This window comes from Thiomonas sp., assembly GCF_034007205.1.
Taxonomy (GTDB): domain Bacteria; phylum Pseudomonadota; class Gammaproteobacteria; order Burkholderiales; family Burkholderiaceae_C; genus Thiomonas.
In genome coordinates, this window is record NZ_JAVERI010000007.1 from 79229 (window position 1) to 96388 (window position 17160).

At 63.7% G+C, this 17160-nt stretch carries 16 protein-coding genes; 12 read left to right on the forward strand and 4 right to left on the reverse strand.

Features of this window, described 5'->3' with window-relative positions; all coding sequences use genetic code 11:
• Positions 1–10: 10 nt before the first annotated feature.
• Positions 11–1348: an FCSD flavin-binding domain-containing protein gene (locus tag RBR52_RS07510; protein ID WP_320376583.1), complete on the forward strand. Its 1338-nt coding sequence runs from the start codon at positions 11–13 to the stop codon at positions 1346–1348.
• On the forward strand, positions 1345–2112 hold the full coding sequence (locus RBR52_RS07515) for a c-type cytochrome (RefSeq protein WP_320376584.1): 768 nt from the start codon (positions 1345–1347) through the stop codon (positions 2110–2112). Before RBR52_RS07510 ends, RBR52_RS07515 begins: the two co-directional genes overlap by 4 nt.
• On the opposite strand, the gene RBR52_RS07520 is transcribed toward RBR52_RS07515, so the two are convergent.
• The 4 genes from RBR52_RS07520 to RBR52_RS07535 all read right to left on the reverse strand — a co-directional run bounded on the left by RBR52_RS07520 (position 2109) and on the right by RBR52_RS07535 (position 5861).
• Positions 2109–3119: a PA2778 family cysteine peptidase gene (locus RBR52_RS07520; RefSeq protein WP_320376585.1), complete on the reverse strand. Its 1011-nt coding sequence runs from the start codon at positions 3117–3119 to the stop codon at positions 2109–2111. The two genes, RBR52_RS07515 and RBR52_RS07520, sit on opposite strands and share 4 nt — an antisense overlap.
• 10 nt (positions 3120–3129) lie before the next feature.
• Positions 3130–3507 carry a PA2779 family protein gene (locus RBR52_RS07525; protein ID WP_320376586.1) on the reverse strand — a complete coding sequence of 126 codons (378 nt, stop codon included), beginning with the start codon at positions 3505–3507 and terminating at the stop codon, positions 3130–3132.
• Between the two features lie 98 nt (positions 3508–3605).
• A complete protein-coding gene (locus tag RBR52_RS07530; protein ID WP_320376587.1) occupies positions 3606–4412 on the reverse strand; it encodes a sulfite exporter TauE/SafE family protein in 807 nt (268 codons plus the stop codon).
• 159 nt (positions 4413–4571) lie between these two features.
• Positions 4572–5861 (reverse strand): FAD/NAD(P)-binding oxidoreductase, encoded by a 1290-nt coding sequence (locus tag RBR52_RS07535; RefSeq protein ID WP_320376588.1) that lies wholly within the window; start codon positions 5859–5861, stop codon positions 4572–4574.
• A gap of 434 nt (positions 5862–6295) precedes the next feature.
• Between RBR52_RS07535 and RBR52_RS07540 the strand changes: the two genes are divergently transcribed.
• The 10 genes from RBR52_RS07540 to RBR52_RS07585 all read left to right on the forward strand — a co-directional run bounded on the left by RBR52_RS07540 (position 6296) and on the right by RBR52_RS07585 (position 16956).
• A complete protein-coding gene (locus tag RBR52_RS07540; protein WP_320376589.1) occupies positions 6296–6805 on the forward strand; it encodes a YeeE/YedE thiosulfate transporter family protein in 510 nt (169 codons plus the stop codon).
• Positions 6802–7410, forward strand: coding sequence for a YeeE/YedE thiosulfate transporter family protein (locus RBR52_RS07545; protein ID WP_320376590.1), 609 nt, complete (start codon positions 6802–6804; stop codon positions 7408–7410). The genes RBR52_RS07540 and RBR52_RS07545 overlap by 4 nt, the downstream gene beginning before the upstream one ends.
• Before the next feature lie 103 nt (positions 7411–7513).
• Positions 7514–7738, forward strand: a complete 225-nt coding sequence (locus RBR52_RS07550) for a hypothetical protein (protein ID WP_320376591.1) — start codon at positions 7514–7516, stop codon at positions 7736–7738.
• A gap of 69 nt (positions 7739–7807) precedes the next feature.
• Positions 7808–8527 (forward strand): DUF6969 family protein, encoded by a 720-nt coding sequence (locus RBR52_RS07555; protein ID WP_320376592.1) that lies wholly within the window; start codon positions 7808–7810, stop codon positions 8525–8527.
• 85 nt (positions 8528–8612) lie between these two features.
• Entirely contained in the window at positions 8613–9599 is a 987-nt protein-coding gene (locus RBR52_RS07560) for a sulfurtransferase (protein WP_320376593.1), read from the forward strand.
• A 269-nt stretch (positions 9600–9868) separates the two neighbouring features.
• The gene (locus tag RBR52_RS07565) at positions 9869–10486 is read left to right on the forward strand and encodes an XrtA/PEP-CTERM system exopolysaccharide export protein (RefSeq protein ID WP_320376594.1); all 618 of its coding nucleotides are present in this window, start codon (positions 9869–9871) and stop codon (positions 10484–10486) included.
• A gap of 40 nt (positions 10487–10526) precedes the next feature.
• Complete coding sequence (locus RBR52_RS07570) at positions 10527–12185, forward strand: TIGR03016 family PEP-CTERM system-associated outer membrane protein (RefSeq protein WP_320376595.1); 1659 nt, start codon at positions 10527–10529, stop codon at positions 12183–12185.
• 8 nt (positions 12186–12193) lie between these two features.
• On the forward strand, positions 12194–14341 hold the full coding sequence (locus RBR52_RS07575; RefSeq protein WP_320376596.1) for an XrtA/PEP-CTERM system-associated ATPase: 2148 nt from the start codon (positions 12194–12196) through the stop codon (positions 14339–14341).
• Positions 14342–14393: 52 nt separating this feature from the next.
• Positions 14394–15989, forward strand: a complete 1596-nt coding sequence (locus RBR52_RS07580) for an XrtA system polysaccharide chain length determinant (protein WP_320376597.1) — start codon at positions 14394–14396, stop codon at positions 15987–15989.
• 22 nt (positions 15990–16011) lie between these two features.
• A complete protein-coding gene (locus RBR52_RS07585) occupies positions 16012–16956 on the forward strand; it encodes an XrtA-associated tyrosine autokinase (protein ID WP_320376598.1) in 945 nt (314 codons plus the stop codon).
• Positions 16957–17160 lie beyond the last annotated feature (204 nt).

Below are 17160 nucleotides of genomic sequence, written 5' to 3' on the forward strand. Positions count from 1 at the left end.
GAGGCATCCCATGAACTCTCGTCGTCAATTTCTGCTCGCCAGCGCTGCAGCGCTCGGCACAGCCGCCTTCCCCGCCCTCGTCCGCGCGGGTCAGGCATCGGCCCGCATCGTCATCGTCGGCGGTGGTGTGGGCGGTGCCACTGCGGCCAAATACCTCAAGCTAGCCGATCCCAGCCTGCAGGTCACGGTGATCGAAAAGAATCCGGTCTACATTCGCCCTTACGGATCGAGCGAAGTGCTCAACCAGCATGCCAGCTTTCAAGACCTGGAGGTGCGCTATGACGTGCTGCGCCAAAAGTACGGTGTGGCCTTCGTGTTCGACGCCGCCAAGACGCTCGATCCGGTCAACAAGACCGTGACGACCGCAGGCGGCAAGGTGCTGGCCTACGACAGACTCATCGTCTCGCCCGGTATCAAGCTGCGCTACGACAGTCTGCCCGGTTACAGCGAACCATTGGCCGAAACGCAAGTGCCCAGCGGCTGGATTGCCGGCGCGCAGACCGCCCTGCTCGCCAGGCAGTTGCAAAGCATGCGCGACGGCGGCACCTTCGTTCTGGCCGCGCCGCCCAACCCCTACCGCTGCCCGCCCGGCCCGTATGAGCGCGCCGCATTGATGACCGAATGGTTCGCCAAACACAACCCGCGCGCCAAGGTCATCATCGCCGACCCGAAAGACAGCTTTGTCACCGACGAAACCGCGCTTCTCGGCTGGAACCGGCTCTACGGCTACCAACCGCCGCAGGAGTACCGCGCCAAGATCAAGGCCGAGCTGATGCCCTCCACCAAGCCCTGCGCGCTGGAGTGGATACAGGCCAGGGCCGGCGGTACGCCGCAGCGCCTGGACGTCAAGACCCTGACCCTGCACACTGCGGGCGGGGCGATCAAGGCCGATGTGATCAACATCATCCCGGCCATGGTGGCGGGGCAGATCGCCTTCGATTTCGGCCTGACCGATGCGAGCGGCTTCTGCCCGGTGCACCGCGCCACCTTCGAGTCCACGATCCACAAGGATGTGCATGTGATCGGCGATTCCAGCATCGCCGACGCCATGCCCAAATCGGGCTTCTCGGCCAATACCCAGGCCAAATGGGTGGCGCGGGTCATTACCGACGGTCTGGCCGGGCGCGACCCCGGCACCCCCGTCTGGGAAAACACCTGCTACGCCTTGGCCGGTAAAGACTACGGCCTGTTTGTCGCCGACGTATTCAAGATCAAGGAAGACGGCAGAATCGGCCGCGTCAACAAGGCGCGCTATCTGCCGCTTGACGCCTCGCCGGCGCAAATCCGTCTGTCCGCCGTCTATCAGCAAGCCTGGATTCAGGCCTTCACTCAGGACATCTTCGCATGACCCCCGCCGCATTCCCCACCACGTGGCGCACCCTTGCGCTGGCTGCTGCCCTGTTCGCCAGCCCCTTGGCGCAAGCCAGCGAACACGGCAAGACCGCGCCCAAGGCCTGGAGCCCCGTCACCCTGCAGACCGCGCTGCGCGACCTGCCCAAAGGCAACGCCGCAGCGGGCAAGTCGGTGCACGATTCCATGATGTGCGCCTCCTGTCACGGCGCGGCGGGCAACGCCCAGACGATGAACTGGCCCAGCGTCGCCGGTCAGCGCCACGACTACACCGCCAAGATGCTGCTCGACTATCGCAGCGGCCTGCGCGATGAAGACGGGCGCGCCGGGCTGATGACCAGTATCGCCCGCATGATGACCCCGCAACAGATCGCCGATGTCTGCGCCTACTACGCCAGCCTGCCCAAGCCCGTGGCGCCCCAGGCGCAGGCCGCGCTTGCCGCCCCGCTGAGCGCCGCCGAGCAAAAGCGCGTGGAGCAACTCGTGCGCAAGGGCGACGCCAATCGGCTCATCACCGCCTGCGCGTCCTGTCATGGCCTGCACGGCGAGGGCAAGGGTACGACGCCTGCCATCGCTGGCCAGACCACCGATTACTTCATCCGCACCATGCGTCTGTATCACGGCGGCGAGCGTCACAACGATGTGTACAAAGGGATGAGCCAGTTCAGCCGGCGCCTGAGCGATGCCGACGCGCAGCTCATCGCCCGCTACTACGCCAGCCTGGGAGTATCCCGAAGCGCCGAGGTCACCGAGGTCAATTAGGGCTGGGATCTGGGCTTGATGCCGAGCGCCGCCGCACGCGCCTTGGCGATCTCGGCCGCCGTGCTGCGATACGCCTCGGGGTGCGGCTGGCCCAGGCGCAGCGCCACATCGATCGCCCCTTGCGCGGCCTTCCAGTCTCCCGCGGCGAGCAAGGCCTGCGCGAGGTTGTTCATCGGATCGCCGTCCGTGGGGTTGACGCGCGCCGCTTCGGCGAAATGAATCGCGGCCTTGGCATAGTCCTTGCGCGCATAGGCCAGATTGCCCAGCCCCATCATGGCGATCCAGGCCTTGGGCCAGCGCTTGAGCGTCGCTTCGTAGGCCGCGCGCGCCGCATCCGGCGCCACACCTTCGAGCGGAGCCACCGCCCGCAAATAACGGGCTTCATCCACGCCCGGCGGAAACTGCCCCGGCTTGACTGCGATGAAAGCCCATCTGCCGCCCACCGCCCAGGAACGATCGAATTGCTCGATCGACAGTTGCAGATCGCGGGCCGTACTGGAACGCAGGGTGACGCGATCAGCCTGCAAGTCATACCCGATCAGCACGGCGTAGTGCCAATCGCGCGCGCCCAATCCGACCTTCTGCAGCACCACCACCGGAAATCCTGCAGCCACCTGCGCGAACACGACGCCCAGCTTGGGCGGCAGGACGATGGGAATGCGTCCGGCCCGGCGCGACGCCCCGAGCAGGTCGAATTGCAGGCTTCCTTCCAGCCCCGGCGTGAAAACCTGCGGGATCAACTGCCCCGGCGTGGTGTGTACCCCGCTGAAAACCAGCACGGAGGCGAGCGAGGCCGGGCCGCAATAGTGACTGTCATCCGAAAAAAACGGCACGCCAGCCACATTCGCCGAGGTCGGCAGGCCAGCAGGTTCATCGACCAAGCGTCCATGCTGAAACTGCAACGGCACCGTCGAAAAGACCCCGGGCGGCAAAGCGGAACAAGCGCCCAGCAACAGACTGAGTGCCAGAGCGAGGCGAGGTGCCGTGCGCAGGCGATGAACCGTCATGCGCAGGGACTCAAAGCGCCAGAACCACCAGAATCGCCACCAGCAGAATGATCACCATTTCCTGAAAACTCAGCGAACCGGCTGCCGGCATGTTGTCGATCCGCGCCGCCAGTTGCGCCACTTCGGCATTGCTCAGCGCGGCAAGACGTTGCTGCGTCACCTCCTGGCTCAGCCCCATTTGCTCGAGCTTGGCCTGCACATCGGCCCGCGCCATGAAATGGTCCAACGTCGCCCGGTCTTTGGCCAGCGTTGCCGCGCCCTGCCCAGACTGCGGCTGGGTGAGCTGCTGCGTACCGATCAGTTCGGCACGCGCGGCAGGAGCGGCTGCCATCAGACTCACACCCAATGCAGCGACCAGAAATTGACGGGAAATACGAGATGCAAACATGCGTCGGCCCTTTCAAAAAGTGAAATTTTCCAAATCCTACCCTCTGCAATCCGGGAATTTTTGCAACGGACCAAGTTTAGCGATCCGCGAGGTCCTCCTTATCCCCCCAGCGCAATCAGCACCCCCACGAACACCAGAAAAACCGCAAATACCCGCTTGAGCGCGTCGCCGGAAATGCGGTGCGCCACACGCACCCCATACGGCGCCAGCGCCATGGAGGCGACGGCAGTCGCTGCCGCAGCAGGCAGAAAAACATAGCCGAACGCCCCGGGCGGAAGGGGATGGCTGGGCGCATGAACCGAGAGCATATAGCTCAGCGCACTGGATATTGCGATGGCCAGGCCGCAAACCGTACTCGTCGCCACCGCCTTCACCGGCTGAACGCCCAGCGACACCAACAAGGGCACAGTCATCGATCCCCCTCCGATCCCCACGATGGAAGAAACCGCGCCGATACCCGCACCCGCCGGCAGCAACCAGGGCGAACGGGGACTGTGCTCCTGACCTTGAGCCGTCTTTTTGCTTTTTCCCGTCGCCATCTGCACCGCCATGAGCATGCAGAATCCGGCAATGACATAGCGCAGAGTCTGGCCGCTGAGCATTTGCGCCAGATGCGCCCCGACAAAACCGCCGATCACCATGCCCGGCGCCAGCCAGCGCCAGCTCGGCCACAGCACGCCGCCACGCCGGATATGCGCCGTGGCGGAGGAAACAAAGGTGAGCACGATGCTGGCCATCGACGTTGCCACCGCCACGTGAATGACTTCATCGGACGGAATGCCCAGCGCGGGCAAGGCAAAACTGAGGGCGGCGACCAGCAGCAAACCGCCCCCGATGCCCAGCAGCCCGCCCAGAAACCCCGCAGAGGCTCCGGCCAACAGAAAAATTGCAATCGACAGCCACATGGTCATTTTCTTTTCGTTGGGGTTCAGGCATTCGCGGCATGGCGAACAGGCCATGCAGCCTAACCGCTCCAACTTCCATTTGCAGATGCGTGATCGTCTTGACCCAAACAAAAAGCCCGCAGACCGGGCGGCCAGCGGGCTCGAATGAGACCGGATGGATCAGTCCTTGCGCTCGGGATGCAGCAGACGCTCCATGCCGATGAGCTTCATCATGTATTTTTCATAGATCGGCTCGGAATTGCCCTTTTTCATCTTGCGGATGAAATATTTCTCGAATGCGATCTTCGCCAGATGCACCCACTTGCCCTCGCCGAACCAGTTGACGTTGCGCGGCGGAATCTGCGGAATGGCGACGAAAGCCGCCCCGGTATTGCCGAAGTCGGCCAGACAGATGGCCTGCCAGGTGCCGCGGTGCGTGGGCTGCTTGCCGGCAAGCTCCTCCTCGATGTTGTGCACGATGGCCGTGACCATCGACTCGATCATGTACCCCGTCTTGGGCACGCCGCAGGCCACGGGAGTCGGACCGACGGGCGGAATGGCGATACAGACCCCTGCGGAATAGATGTTCTTGTACTTCGGGCTGCGCTGGTTCTGGTCGACGATGACAAAGCCGCGCGGATTGCACAGGCCCTCCACCGCAGCCACCGCATCCACGCCCTTGAACGCCGGCAGCATCATGGAGTGCTTGAAGGGCAGTTCGTGCTGCTTGACGAGGTTGCCCTGCATGTCGAGTTCGTCGACGAACATCTTGCCGTCTTCCACCTTGGTGGTCTTGGCGTTGGTGATCCAGCGCACGTCGTGACTGCGGAAGGCGCTCTCCATGATGCTCTTGGAGTCGCCCACGCCGTCGAGCCCCAGATGGCCGATGTAGGGCTCCGACGTCACATAGGTGATGGGCACCTGGTTGCGGATCTTCTTCTTGCGCAGCGCGGTGTCGAGCACCATGGTGTATTCGTAAGCGGGGCCGAAGCAGCTCGCGCCCGGCATGGCGCCGATGATCACCGGACCGGGATTGGCGACCAGCTTTTCATAGTCGGCATAGCACTTCTCGGCGTGGTCGATGGTGCAAATCGACTGGGTGAAACCGCCGTGCGGACCCGCGCCCGGCACTTCGTCGAACGAGAGTTTGGGCCCGGTGGTAATGACGAGATAGTCGTAACTGACCTTGGCGCCGTCCTGCAGGGTCAGGGTATTGCTCTCGGGCTCGATCCTGGTCACGGCTTTCGCAATGAAATCGATGCCCTTGCGTTCCAGGTAGGGCTTGATGCCGAAGATCACCTCGTCGCGGCTACGCCAACCCACGGCCACCCAGGGGTTGGATGGCACGAACTGAAAGTAGTCGACGGTATTGATCACCGTGACCTTGTGCGCCTTGCCGAGCGCTTCGCGCAACTCATAAGCGGCCGGCATGCCGCCTATGCCCGCTCCCATAACAACGATATGTGCCATACCCTGGTCTCCTGGTGTGCATGTCAATGCCCGAATGCGCTCGGGCGACCCTTCGACAACTCTGGCCGGACTCGATCCCCCGAGCAGCCAGAGCAGCCATTGTGGCGTAGCTTGTCAACATTGCCCGTCAATCCGGCGAAGACCCCTACAGGCTCGGGGATGGCAACGGCGTTGTCGAAGCATACGCACCTTCAAGCATATCCATACCGTTGATCGCGCCCCGTGAATTCCCGTCAAGCCCGTCGAAATGGTTTGATTAAACGCAAATTTGAAAAAACCGCATCCGTGTTAGTCCTAGTCTGGATAAACCCTAATACTCCCGGAAGCATTGTGAAATCCTTTCCTATACTTGGATCCGAGACAAGTTGATCCATCGATCAACGGCGGCTGAACACATAGATGTCACCGCACGACCACCTGGAGGAAGCCCACTCATGCGCAACACACCTCGCCCGCTCTGGAACCCTTACGTTGCCGGGGTTCTGCTGGGCCTTGGCCTGCTGGCCACCTTTCTCGTCACCGGCAACGGCTATGGCGTCACCGGGGCGACCACGCTGGCCACCGCTGCCGTAGCCGGCAGGGTCGCCCCCGATACCGTCGCCGCCCACACCTACTTCCACAACCTGTTCGAAGTCGGGCTCAATCGCTGGGTCGTCTGGGAAGTCGTCGGCCTGGCCATCGGCGCGCTGATTGGCAGCGTGCTCGCCGGTCGCTTCAAGTTCCAGATCGACGGCCCCACCCAGGCCGGTCGCACCCTGCGGCTGGTGCTTGCCGTGATCGGCGGCATTGCCGCCGGTTTCGGTGCGCGCCTGGCGCTGGGTTGCACCAGCGGCATGGGCCTGTCCGGATCGGCCACTCTGGCGGCTGCCGGATTTCTGTTCCTCATCGGCTTTTTCATCGCGGGCACCGTGTTCGGGCAACTGACGAAAGGACTCTGGAAATGAGCTTCCCTCTTGGGTACACCGGCCCGATATCGGGCATCATCCTCGGCCTGATTTTCGGCTATGTGCTTGAAAACGCGGGTTTTGGCAGCGGCTGCAAACTCACCGCCCAACTGCGCTTCAAGGACTGGTCCGTCTTCAAGGTCATGTTCACCGCCATTCTGGTGTCGTCTGGCGGTCTCTATCTGCTACAAGGTCTGGGCATTCTCCAGGTCAACGATATGTTCGTGCCCTCGGTGTTCATCTGGGGCAGTTCGCTCGGCGGCGTGCTCATCGGCGTGGGCATGGCGGTGGGCGGATACTGCCCGGGCACTTCGCTGGTTGCGATGTTTTCGGGCAAGCTCGATGGTTTGATTTTCCTGCTGGGCATCGCCATCGGCACCCTGGGCTTCAACTCGGTGTTCAGCTCGATCGAAGGCTGGGCATGGAAGCAGGTCGGGCCGGATGGCCTTACCCTGCCGCAACTGCTGCATCTGCCCGCCTGGGCCGTCTGGGGTCTGCTGTTCGCGGTACTGTTGATCGTCGGCTACCTCACTCGCACGAATATGCAGTCGCGCAGCAGCAAGAGTGGAGCTTCATCGAGCTCCCTGGCAGCACAGAATAGTTGAATCGATTGCGCCGTCAGCGCACAGCCCTGCCCGCACGTTGTCTGCGGGCAGGGTCGCGGACACGCTGCCCTGTCTTTCCCAACCCTTCCTTCAGGAGTTTCATATGGCTAAAACCCGCATCATCAAACTGTCTCAAGCCCTCCCCGCACTGGCCCTTGCCGCCGCTGTCGTGGCCCCCATGCCGCAAGCGCTGTCGAGCCTGTCGGCCACCGGCATTGCCCAGGCTGCAGGCAACCCCTGCGCGCCGAGCAACCCCTGCGCGCCGTCGAAAAAAATGGACAAGAAGATGAACAAGAAGAGCAGCAACCCGTGCGCGCCTTCCAAATAAATTGACTCCCCCCCATGGCGCGGTTCGCGGTGATCGACTCGTGATCTGCTTGCCGCGTCATGTTTGCTCATGAATCAGTCCACTTCGCTGTTGTCCGGTCATGCCCCTGGAGGTCGGCGTTTTGTCGTCGACCTTCTGCGTGAACTGACGGTACAAGAGCGAAGCGATCTGTATGCCGCCGGGCTGCGGGCGCTCGACGCCACGCAGTCTCTGCTGAAAAAAGGCAAGACGGTGATATCGGAAATCATCGGGCCATCCGCTTACGTCGAATGGGAGCACTACCCCAAGCGCGATGCCAAGAGCCGCGACGGGGCGCTGTTCTATTACCACGCGCACGCCGCCACGCAGCGCATGGCCGGAGAACATGGGCATTTTCATGTGTTCGCGGCCAACGACCGCGCCGCCTGCCCCTCCGACCAACGCTATACCCACATTGCGGGGCTGTCGGTCGATGATCGCGGCATGCCCCTGCGCGTGTTCACCACCAACCAATGGGTAACCGCGGAATGCTGGGAGGATGCCGATCGCGTGTGCGCCCTGGCCCGACAGACCGAGCTCAAGCACGCCAGGCCGCACAAGGTCGGCCAATGGCTCGATGCCGTGTTGGCTTTTTTTCGTCCGCAGATCGACCATGTCGTGCATCTGCGCGACGCGCGGATCAAGGCGCTGGAACAGCGCGGGCGTGCCCATCTGCTGGAAGACCGGCGCACGCACATCCTGAGCCAGTGCCGGATTGATTTTTCGACGCAGATTCTTGCGTTGGAGGAGTTGGGCGTGCAAGCGCCTTGAAAGTTGGGCGCGCAAGCGCCCTGAATCGAGCCGGGCGGGTACACGCCCTGTCAGTGCAGTTCTACCAACCAAACGAGGAGCCACCATGAAACTGAAACATCTGATCGGCCTGAGCATCATCGCCCTGGCCGCAGCGAAAACGGCGGGCGCAACCACCCTGCCCGGCCCGCTGGTCACGCCGCAATGGCTGAACGCCAACAAGGATGCGGTCACCCTCATCGACATCCGCGATGATCCCAAGACCTTCACCGAAGCGCCGAAATTCGAGGTCGATAAAAAGACCAAGGCCAAGACCCTGGTGAAGACCGGCGGACACATCGCAGGCGCCATCCCTGTGGACTTTGGCAAGATTCGGCAAGAGCGCACGATCGACGGCGTGAAAATCAAGGCACAGCTTCCAACCGCCGAGTATTTCACCAAGGTCATGGACGATGCCGGCCTGAACAAGACCGACAAGCCCATCGTGATCGTGCCCACCGGCGAAAGCGTCGACTCAATGGACATGGCCACCCGGCTGTACTTCCAGTTGCGCTATTTCGGCGAGCCGCGCGACAAGCTGGCCATACTCAACGGCGGGGTCAACGCCTGGATTCAGGCGGGTTATCCCGTGTCGACCGCCAAGGTGACCCCCGCCAAAGGCAACTGGACTGCAGGCCCCGAGGACAAGGCCATCCTGGCCTCGATGCAGCAGGTCAAGGAAGGACTGCAAGGCGGCAAGGACCAGTTCATCGATGCCCGCCCGACGGCGCAATTCCTCGGCATTGTCAAAAAGCCGGTCAACAAGACGGCAGGCCACCTGCCTGGCGCCCGCTCCTTCCCGACGGATGCGATCGTCAAGCCCGTTGGCGCCGCGCATGAATTCATGAGCGCAGACGATTACAAGAAAATCTACGCCGAGTTCAACATCCAGCCCGATGCGCCGACCATCACCTACTGCAACACCGGTCACCTGGCCTCGGGCGCGTGGTTCGTCTCCCACGAAATCCTGGGCAACAAGAACTCCAAGCTCTACACCGGCTCGATGATCGAGTGGACCAACCTCGGCAATCCCACCGTCGGCCTGCCGCAATAAAACAAACCCTGCGCGGCTTTCACGACAACGCCCGGGCATCCCCCGGGCGTTGTCGTTTCATCCCCCGTGTTCATGCGGGTGAACGACTCTTGCGGCCCTGCGTCCCACGCGCTCATTTGCGGGGGGTGGTGGTGATCACCGAGGCAGATGTGAGAAATTTCACACGCAAGCTCGACACAAAGCCGATCAAATGGGGGCTTGAACCTCCTGCACTGCCTGTCGACAATTCGCAGCGCTTTCATTCTTTCCCCTGACTTCAGAGGTCGAGCATGTTGATCCGCAACTCTCGTTTCAGTCTTTGGCGCTTGGCCGCCACCTCCATGGCGGCCCTCCTGCTGGGCGCCTGTGCCGCGAACAACTATCCGCCCGCACCGCAAAAGATCACTCAGGGCGCCTACCACTACCAGGTCGGCGCGGGCGATACGCTCAACGTCAACGTCTGGCGCAATCCCGATCTGTCGATGTCGATCCAGGTCCGCCCGGACGGCAGAATCTCCACCCCGCTGGCGCCTGATGTCCAGGCTGCCGGCAAAACCCCGGGCGAAATCGCCAAGGAGATCGAAACCAAGTTGTCCAAGTATGTCCGCGATCCGGTGGTGTCCGTGGTCGTGACCGGGTTCCAGGGGCCGTACAGCCAGCAGATCCGCATCGTCGGCCAGGCCGTGCGCCCGATCGCCATTCCCTACCGGGAAAACATGACTCTGCTCGACGTGATGATCGCCGCCGGTGGCCTGACCGAATTCGCCGACGGCAACGCCGCCGTGCTGCAGCGCCACGGCAAGACCTACAGCATCAAGCTCGGCGACCTGCTCAAGCGCGGCCAGATGTCGGCCAATGTACCGGTCGAACCGGGAGACGTCATCATCATTCCGCAGAGCATGTTCTGACCTGGCCCTGTCCTTTCATACCCCTCAACCGCATCCCGCCATGCAGACTCCTGGCCGCAAGGTCTTGTTCGCGCTGACCCCGCTGGCTTTTTGTCTGCTGCAGGCGGGATCGGCCTGTGCGCAAGCCATTCCCGGACTCAACCTTGCAGTCCCCGGTGGCGGGGAGTTGCCCCAGCAACTCGAAGGCGGTCAGGCGCAGGGCGGCCTGCTGGCGCCTCTGGGAACGGCCAGCGCGCCGGCTCCCGCCCGCGGCAACTTCATCCAGCCGTCCGTGGGCATGTCGGTCGTGCAGACCAGCAATGCCTACTTCGGCACGGCGAATCCTGCCCGCTCGGACACCATTCTCAGCATCACCCCGGGCATTGCATTTCAAACGCAGGGGCCGGATTTGCGCACCTTCGGCAACTTTGAGCTCAACGCCCAGTACTACGCCCGCAGTTCCTACAGCAACACGGTGCTGCCCTCGGGCACCCTGGGCCTGAGTGCCCGGCTGGTGGATCAATGGCTGTATTTCGATGCGGGCATCAACTCGCAGCAGAACGCCTTGCTCACCATTCCGTCCCAGTCCACCGGCACGGCGACGTACACCACCACGCAATACACCCTCAGCCCTTACATCGACCATCGTTTCGGCGACGATCTGCGGCTGCGGGCGCGCAGCGAAAACACCTGGACCCGCATCAGCGGCAATCAGACCGGCGCGGCCCTGAGCAATGGCCGCTATGGGCGGCAGACCATCCGCCTGGATCGGCGTCCCACCCCCCTGGGCTGGGGCCTCGATGCCCGGCAGGAGGAAACGGTTTACACCAACAGCGGATCGCTCGCCGTGCGTGACGAAATCGCTCGTGCCCGGGTTCTCTACGCCTTCACCCCGCATTTCGAGGGCGGACTGATCGGCGGCTACGAGCATTACTCCACGGGCTATGCCAGCCTGGGGCACAGCATTTATGGCGTGCAGCTCGACTGGCGGCCCAATGTCTTCACCCGTTTTCACGGCGTGGTGGAGCGGCGGTTTTTCGGCACGGGCTGGAACATCGACGCCTCGCAGCAGATCCAGCGCATCAGCCTGCGCCTGAACTGGAACCGCGCGCCTTCGTCCTACCTGGCCTCGCTGCAGACCCTTCCGTCCGGGGTGAGTTTGTCCACCCTGCTCGGTGGCATGCTGGCCTCGCAATACCCCGACCCGGCCGCACGGGCGCAGGCGGTGCAGAACCTGCTGGCCGTCACGGGTCTGCCCGCCACCCTGCCCAACGCCATCAACTTCTACACGCAGTCGGCCACGCTGCAAGACACGCTGACGCTTACCGGGGTGCTGCTGGCACAGCGCAACAGCTATACCGTCTCCGCGTTTCACACCAAGACGCAGGATCTGATTCTGCCGGGCTCGCCGCCGCTCAGCAATCTGCTGGCCGCCTCGGCCGATTACATGCAGAACGGCATCGGCGTGAGCTACGGGAGACGCCTCACCCCGGTGATGAGCCTGAATGTCGGGCTGCTGCGCGCACTGAGCACCGGGTTCGGCCGCAACGAGGGCTTCAGCAGCCGCCAGACCACCTTCATCGTGCAGCTCAGCCGCCGCCTGACCCCGCAGACCATTCTGGTCGTCGGTGCACGCAGGCAGTTGCTCGACACCGCCCATACCGGCATCCTCAGCGCCAACGAGTCCGCGATCTACGCCGGGCTCACGCATCGATTCTGAAACGGGCCATGTACGCCGCACACTTTGGTCTGAGCGCCCCGCCTTTCCAGCTCAACCCCGATCCCAGCTTTCTGTACGAAAGCAAGGGGCACAACTACGCGCACCAGTACCTGCGCTTCGGCGCCATGCAGGGCGAAGGGTTCATCATCGTCACGGGAGAGATCGGCGCGGGCAAAACCACCCTGGTGCGCGCGCTCCTGGCCGAGCTCGATCCGGCCAGAGTCGCCGCGGCGCAGATCGTCAGCACCCAGCTCGAAGCCGACGATCTGCTGCGCGCGGTGGCCAACGCCTTTGGCGTGCCCTCGAAAAATGCATCCAAGGCCGAGTTGCTGGCTGCGCTGGAAGCGCACTTCACCACCCTGATGCTGCAGAACCGTCGTGCGCTGCTGGTCATCGACGAAGCGCAGAACCTGAATGCGGCAGCGATTGAAGAGTTGCGCATGCTGTCGAACTTCCAGTATGGCAACCGCGCCCTGCTGCAGAGTTACCTCGTCGGGCAACCCGAGCTGCGCGAAGTGCTGCGCGCACCCAATCTGGAGCAACTGCGTCAGCGCATCATCGCCAGTTGCCATATCGGCCCGATGGACGCCGACGAAACCCGCGCCTACATCATCCACCGCCTCAAGCGGGTGGGCTGGACGGGCCGTCCGCAATTCAATGAGGCCGCCTTCGCCTCGGTGCACGACTGGACGGGCGGGCTGCCGCGGCGCATCAACATGCTGTGCAACCGCCTGCTGCTGTCGGCCTTCCTCGACAACACCGACCTGATCGACGCGAGCCGTGTCGCCACCGTGGCCCGGGAAATCCGCGAGGAAATCGGCGGTCTGCTGCGTCCCGTCGAGCCGACAGCGCCGCAGCCGCCCACCATCACCGCCCCGGTGCAGCGCACCGCGCCCGCAGCGCCTGCGCCGCATGCCCGGACGGAAACGGCATCGGAACTGCCCATTTTGCGCGATGTCGCCGAGGCCCTCGCCCGCGCCCCGGCGCCGCCAAGACCCGGCGAACCCGGCCCCCTGCTGTGTATCGCGCAAACCCAGGAAGATCGCATCGCCCTGCGCCCGCTGATGCAGGAATTGAAGGCCTACCCCGGCCTGCCCCAGCCCCTGCTGGTCGGCCTGGAACAACTGTCCTCGTCGGCCATTGCCCGCGACCCGGCGCTGGCCGAAATCGATCTCGCCCTGCTGCCCGACACGCAGGATGAGGCGCCAAGTCTTGCGGTCTGGGTGAACTGGCTCGATCAAATTTTCTCCACCTACCGCCCGGCTGCGGTGCTCACTTTTTCAGCCAGCGACGCCGCCCTGGCCGCCGGCCTGATGGCCCGGCGCCAGGGCATCTCGCTCGCCCACATCGAATCCGGTCTGCGGCACTCACAGCGCGCCGATGCGCAGGAAATCGACCGCATCGTGATCGATCAGTTGACCGATCTGCATCTGACCCTGGCAACGCGCTGCGCCGACCTGCTCACGCAGGAGGGCATTCCTCCCGAGTCCATCCGCGTCGTCGGCAATCTGCGCATCGATGCCGTCGCGCAGAGCCTGGCCGATTCGCCCGCCCCCGAGCAGTTCGCTGCGGAAATCGGGGTGCCCAAGACCTCTCTCTCCAACCCCCAGGGCTATGCGCTGCTGCTGCTCGAAGACGCCCAGTGGGCCGCCTCGCGCGACAACATGCTCGACATGCTGACCAACGCCAAGCGCCTGAGCCGCATCCTTCCCGTCATCTGGCCGATGCCGGCAGCCGTGCACAGCCGCCTGCTGCAATACGGCTTGAGCCAGGCCTTGCGAGGTTCGCGCGTGGCCTGCGTGCCCGAACTGAGCTTCGCGCAGACGCTGGGTCTGCTCAAACCGGCCACCTGCCTGTTGACCGACCGTGCCAATCTGCAGGATGCCAGCTCGTATCTCGCCGTCCCCTGCCTGACCCTGCGCGACCATTGCGCCCGCACCCAAACCCTCACCCAGGGCAGCAACCAGATCGTCGGGCGCGATTTCCGCCGCATTTTTCAAGCGATGGGCGACATCCTCGAAGGCGACAAAAAGGCGTTTTCCAATCCGTTCGACGGCGATGGCCGGGCCTGCGAGCGCATCGCGCAGGCGCTGGAAACCTGGCTGATGACCCAATGGGAAAACCGGGTGCTCGAAACCCTGGAGGCCCAGACATGATCCACCGGGACACGCGCGTTTTTTGCCATACACCACTTTGAAAAGCGACACCATGAACGACTTGCTGCGTCCCTTGTTCAATCTCCTGCCCGGCATGTGGGAAAGGCGCTGGGTCGGACTGCTCACCGCCTGGATCGTGATGGCGCTCGGTGGCGTCGGCGTGGCCATGTTCCATGAACGCTACATGGCCTCGGCGCGCGTCTATGTGGACACGCAGACCCTGCTCAAACCGCTGATGCAGGGACTGACCGTGCAGCCCGACATCGACGAGCAGGTCGCCATGGTGGCCCGCACCCTGCTGGCGCGCCCCAATCTGGAACGGCTGGTGCGAGAAAAGGGCCTGGCGATCGACGACGGCAAGCCCGAAGCCGTCAGCCGCACCGTCGATCAATTGCTCAAGAGCATCAGGCTGGGCATCAACGCGCGGGAAAACCTCTACAGCGTCAGCTACGTCAACAGCGATCCGCAAGTCGCGCTGGGGGTGGTCAAGGATCTGGTGCACATGTTTCTCACCTCGGGCATCGGCGGCAAGCAGCAGGACACCCAGCAGGCGCTGAATTTTCTCGATGCGCAGGTGGCCGACTATGGCCGCAAGCTCAGTGCCGCTGAACAAAAGCTCAAGGACTTCAAGACCCAGCATCCCGGCTACTCCGGCGCGGCCAATACCGACTATTACACCCGCGTCAACCAGGCTTCCGACCAGGTCGCGCAGCTTCAGGGCCAGCTCAGCGCCGCCATCGCCGCGCGCAATGCCATCAGCGGTCAGATGCGCGCCGAATCTCCCACCATCAGCGTGACTTCGCCTTACATGGCGGCAGCCGCCGGCCCCGCGGCGCCGGGCGTTCCTGCTGCCGTGCTCGATGTGGATCGGCGCATCCAGGAGCAGCGCGCCCGGCTCGACGACCTGCTGCAGCGCTACACCAACGACTACCCCGATGTCATCACAGCGCGCCAGACCCTGGCCCGGCTGGAGGCGCAAAGAAAATCGCGCCTGAAGGCCGCGGCCGAACATCCCGCGCAAGCCGCTGAACAAGCCCCCATCGGCGCCACCACCATCAGTGCCGCCAACCCCGCCTATCAGCAATTGCGGGTGCAGGTCGCGCAGGCCGATGCCAACGTGGCCTCGATTCAGGCCCAGGTGGGCGAGGCCCAGGCGCGCCTGGCCGAACTGCGCAGCCAGGCCAACAAAATGCCCGAGCTCGACCAGCAATACGCCGAACTCATGCGCGGGTACAACGTCATTCGCAGCAGCTATGACGATCTGGTTGCGCGCCGCCAGTCCGCCGGGCTGACGCAGAGCGTCGATGCCTCCTCGCAGCTTGCCGTGTTCCGCGTGGTCGACCCCCCGCGCGTGGGACACCATCCGCTGTTCCCGAGCAAGCCCATGCTCATTGCCATGCTGGTGTTTTTCGCCCTGGCCTGCGGGATAGGCGCGAGTTTCCTCGTGTCGCAAATCATGCCCACCTATCACAGCCCGCGCCATCTGCGCGAAACCATCGACCGTCCCGTGCTCGGCAGCATCTCGCTGCTGAATTCCCCGGAAATCCTCAGTCACGAGAGGCGCGGCAATGTGAATCTCGCGCTGGGCATCGCCGGGCTCGTGCTGATCGGCCTGCTCTGGGCCATAGGGTCCCATTTCACGCGATAACCCGGCGTTTGAGGAAAACACCATGAGCACCATAGAACAAGCCGTCAAACGCCTCGAGGAACTCCGCACCGCCGGGATGGATGTCCTCTGGAAGCCTGAATCTGCCGCAGAAGCCGCCCCGGCCGCACCCTCGCCCTTCCTGAGCGCACCGCCGGGGGCGGCGAGCGCGCAGCCGCAAACCGCCCCGGCCATGCCGCCCGAGACGACGCGGCGCGCTGCGAAGCCCCAGGACATGGGCACGCGTTCCAAGCAGGTCGAGATCGACCTGAACAAGCTGGCGGCCCTGGGCTACATCGTGCCGCACGCCACCCGCTCGCTGCTGGTCGATGAGTTCCGCGTCATCAAGCGCCCGCTGCTGGGCAACATCACCGGGGCCGCCTCGTCCAAGATCGACCGCCCCAACCTCATCATGGTCACCAGCTCGCTGCCGGGCGAGGGCAAGACCTTCGTCGCGGCCAACCTCGCCATGAGCATTGCCGCCGAGCTGAACCACACCGTGCTGCTGGTCGATGCCGACCCCTCGCGCAGCAGCCTGCTCGAACGCCTGGGCATCGCGCCGGCGCAGGGTCTGATCGACAAGCTGCTCAACCCCGAGCTCGATCTGTCGGACCTCATCCTTGCCACCAACGTGCCCAAGCTTGCCGTGCTGCCCGTGGGCACGCCCAGTGCGCAAGCCACCGAGCTGTTCGCCAGCGCCACCATGGATCTGCTGCTCGAAGAAATGGCGCACCGCTACCGCGACCGGGTCATCATCCTCGATGCCCCGCCGCTGCTGCCTTCCGCCGAAGCCCGCGCGCTGTCGCTGCACGCCGGGCAGATTCTTTTCGTCGTCCAGGCCGGGCGCACCCACCAGGGCACGGTGCAGCAATCGCTCAACGTGCTGCAGGATCATCCCATGGTGTTCACCCTGCTCAACCAGAGCCGCGGCCCGAAGGCCGGTTCGCCCTACGGTTATTACGCCTACTGAGCACCCCCAGCGACGGCCCGGCGTTTTCTCAGGAACGCATGCCGCAACCCTTGCCGCCACGAACCCAGGGGGGACTTTTTGTCCATCCGAGGAAAAGTTCACATATCGAGCGATAGATTAAACGTCCTCCCCCGCTTGGGTGCTAGTCAAACAGATTTTGATGCCGTGCAATGAAAGCCCATGAAAAAGTCTGTCGAACGAGGG

What these genes read in the sequence shown, in the direction of transcription:
- RBR52_RS07580 (WP_320376597.1), top strand. Translation starts at nt 14,394, where the DNA reads ATGAACGACTTGCTGCGTCCCTTGTTCAATCTCCTGCCCGGCATGTGG.
- RBR52_RS07515 (WP_320376584.1), top strand. Translation starts at nt 1,345, where the DNA reads ATGACCCCCGCCGCATTCCCCACCACGTGGCGCACCCTTGCGCTGGCT.
- RBR52_RS07565 (WP_320376594.1), top strand. Translation starts at nt 9,869, where the DNA reads ATGTTGATCCGCAACTCTCGTTTCAGTCTTTGGCGCTTGGCCGCCACC.
- RBR52_RS07520 (WP_320376585.1), bottom strand. Translation starts at nt 3,119, where the DNA reads ATGACGGTTCATCGCCTGCGCACGGCACCTCGCCTCGCTCTGGCACTC.
- RBR52_RS07585 (WP_320376598.1), top strand. Translation starts at nt 16,012, where the DNA reads ATGAGCACCATAGAACAAGCCGTCAAACGCCTCGAGGAACTCCGCACC.
- RBR52_RS07530 (WP_320376587.1), bottom strand. Translation starts at nt 4,412, where the DNA reads ATGTGGCTGTCGATTGCAATTTTTCTGTTGGCCGGAGCCTCTGCGGGG.
- RBR52_RS07560 (WP_320376593.1), top strand. Translation starts at nt 8,613, where the DNA reads ATGAAACTGAAACATCTGATCGGCCTGAGCATCATCGCCCTGGCCGCA.
- RBR52_RS07570 (WP_320376595.1), top strand. Translation starts at nt 10,527, where the DNA reads ATGCAGACTCCTGGCCGCAAGGTCTTGTTCGCGCTGACCCCGCTGGCT.
- RBR52_RS07545 (WP_320376590.1), top strand. Translation starts at nt 6,802, where the DNA reads ATGAGCTTCCCTCTTGGGTACACCGGCCCGATATCGGGCATCATCCTC.
- RBR52_RS07525 (WP_320376586.1), bottom strand. Translation starts at nt 3,507, where the DNA reads ATGTTTGCATCTCGTATTTCCCGTCAATTTCTGGTCGCTGCATTGGGT.
- RBR52_RS07510 (WP_320376583.1), top strand. Translation starts at nt 11, where the DNA reads ATGAACTCTCGTCGTCAATTTCTGCTCGCCAGCGCTGCAGCGCTCGGC.
- RBR52_RS07540 (WP_320376589.1), top strand. Translation starts at nt 6,296, where the DNA reads ATGCGCAACACACCTCGCCCGCTCTGGAACCCTTACGTTGCCGGGGTT.
- RBR52_RS07535 (WP_320376588.1), bottom strand. Translation starts at nt 5,861, where the DNA reads ATGGCACATATCGTTGTTATGGGAGCGGGCATAGGCGGCATGCCGGCC.
- RBR52_RS07575 (WP_320376596.1), top strand. Translation starts at nt 12,194, where the DNA reads ATGTACGCCGCACACTTTGGTCTGAGCGCCCCGCCTTTCCAGCTCAAC.
- RBR52_RS07550 (WP_320376591.1), top strand. Translation starts at nt 7,514, where the DNA reads ATGGCTAAAACCCGCATCATCAAACTGTCTCAAGCCCTCCCCGCACTG.
- RBR52_RS07555 (WP_320376592.1), top strand. Translation starts at nt 7,808, where the DNA reads ATGAATCAGTCCACTTCGCTGTTGTCCGGTCATGCCCCTGGAGGTCGG.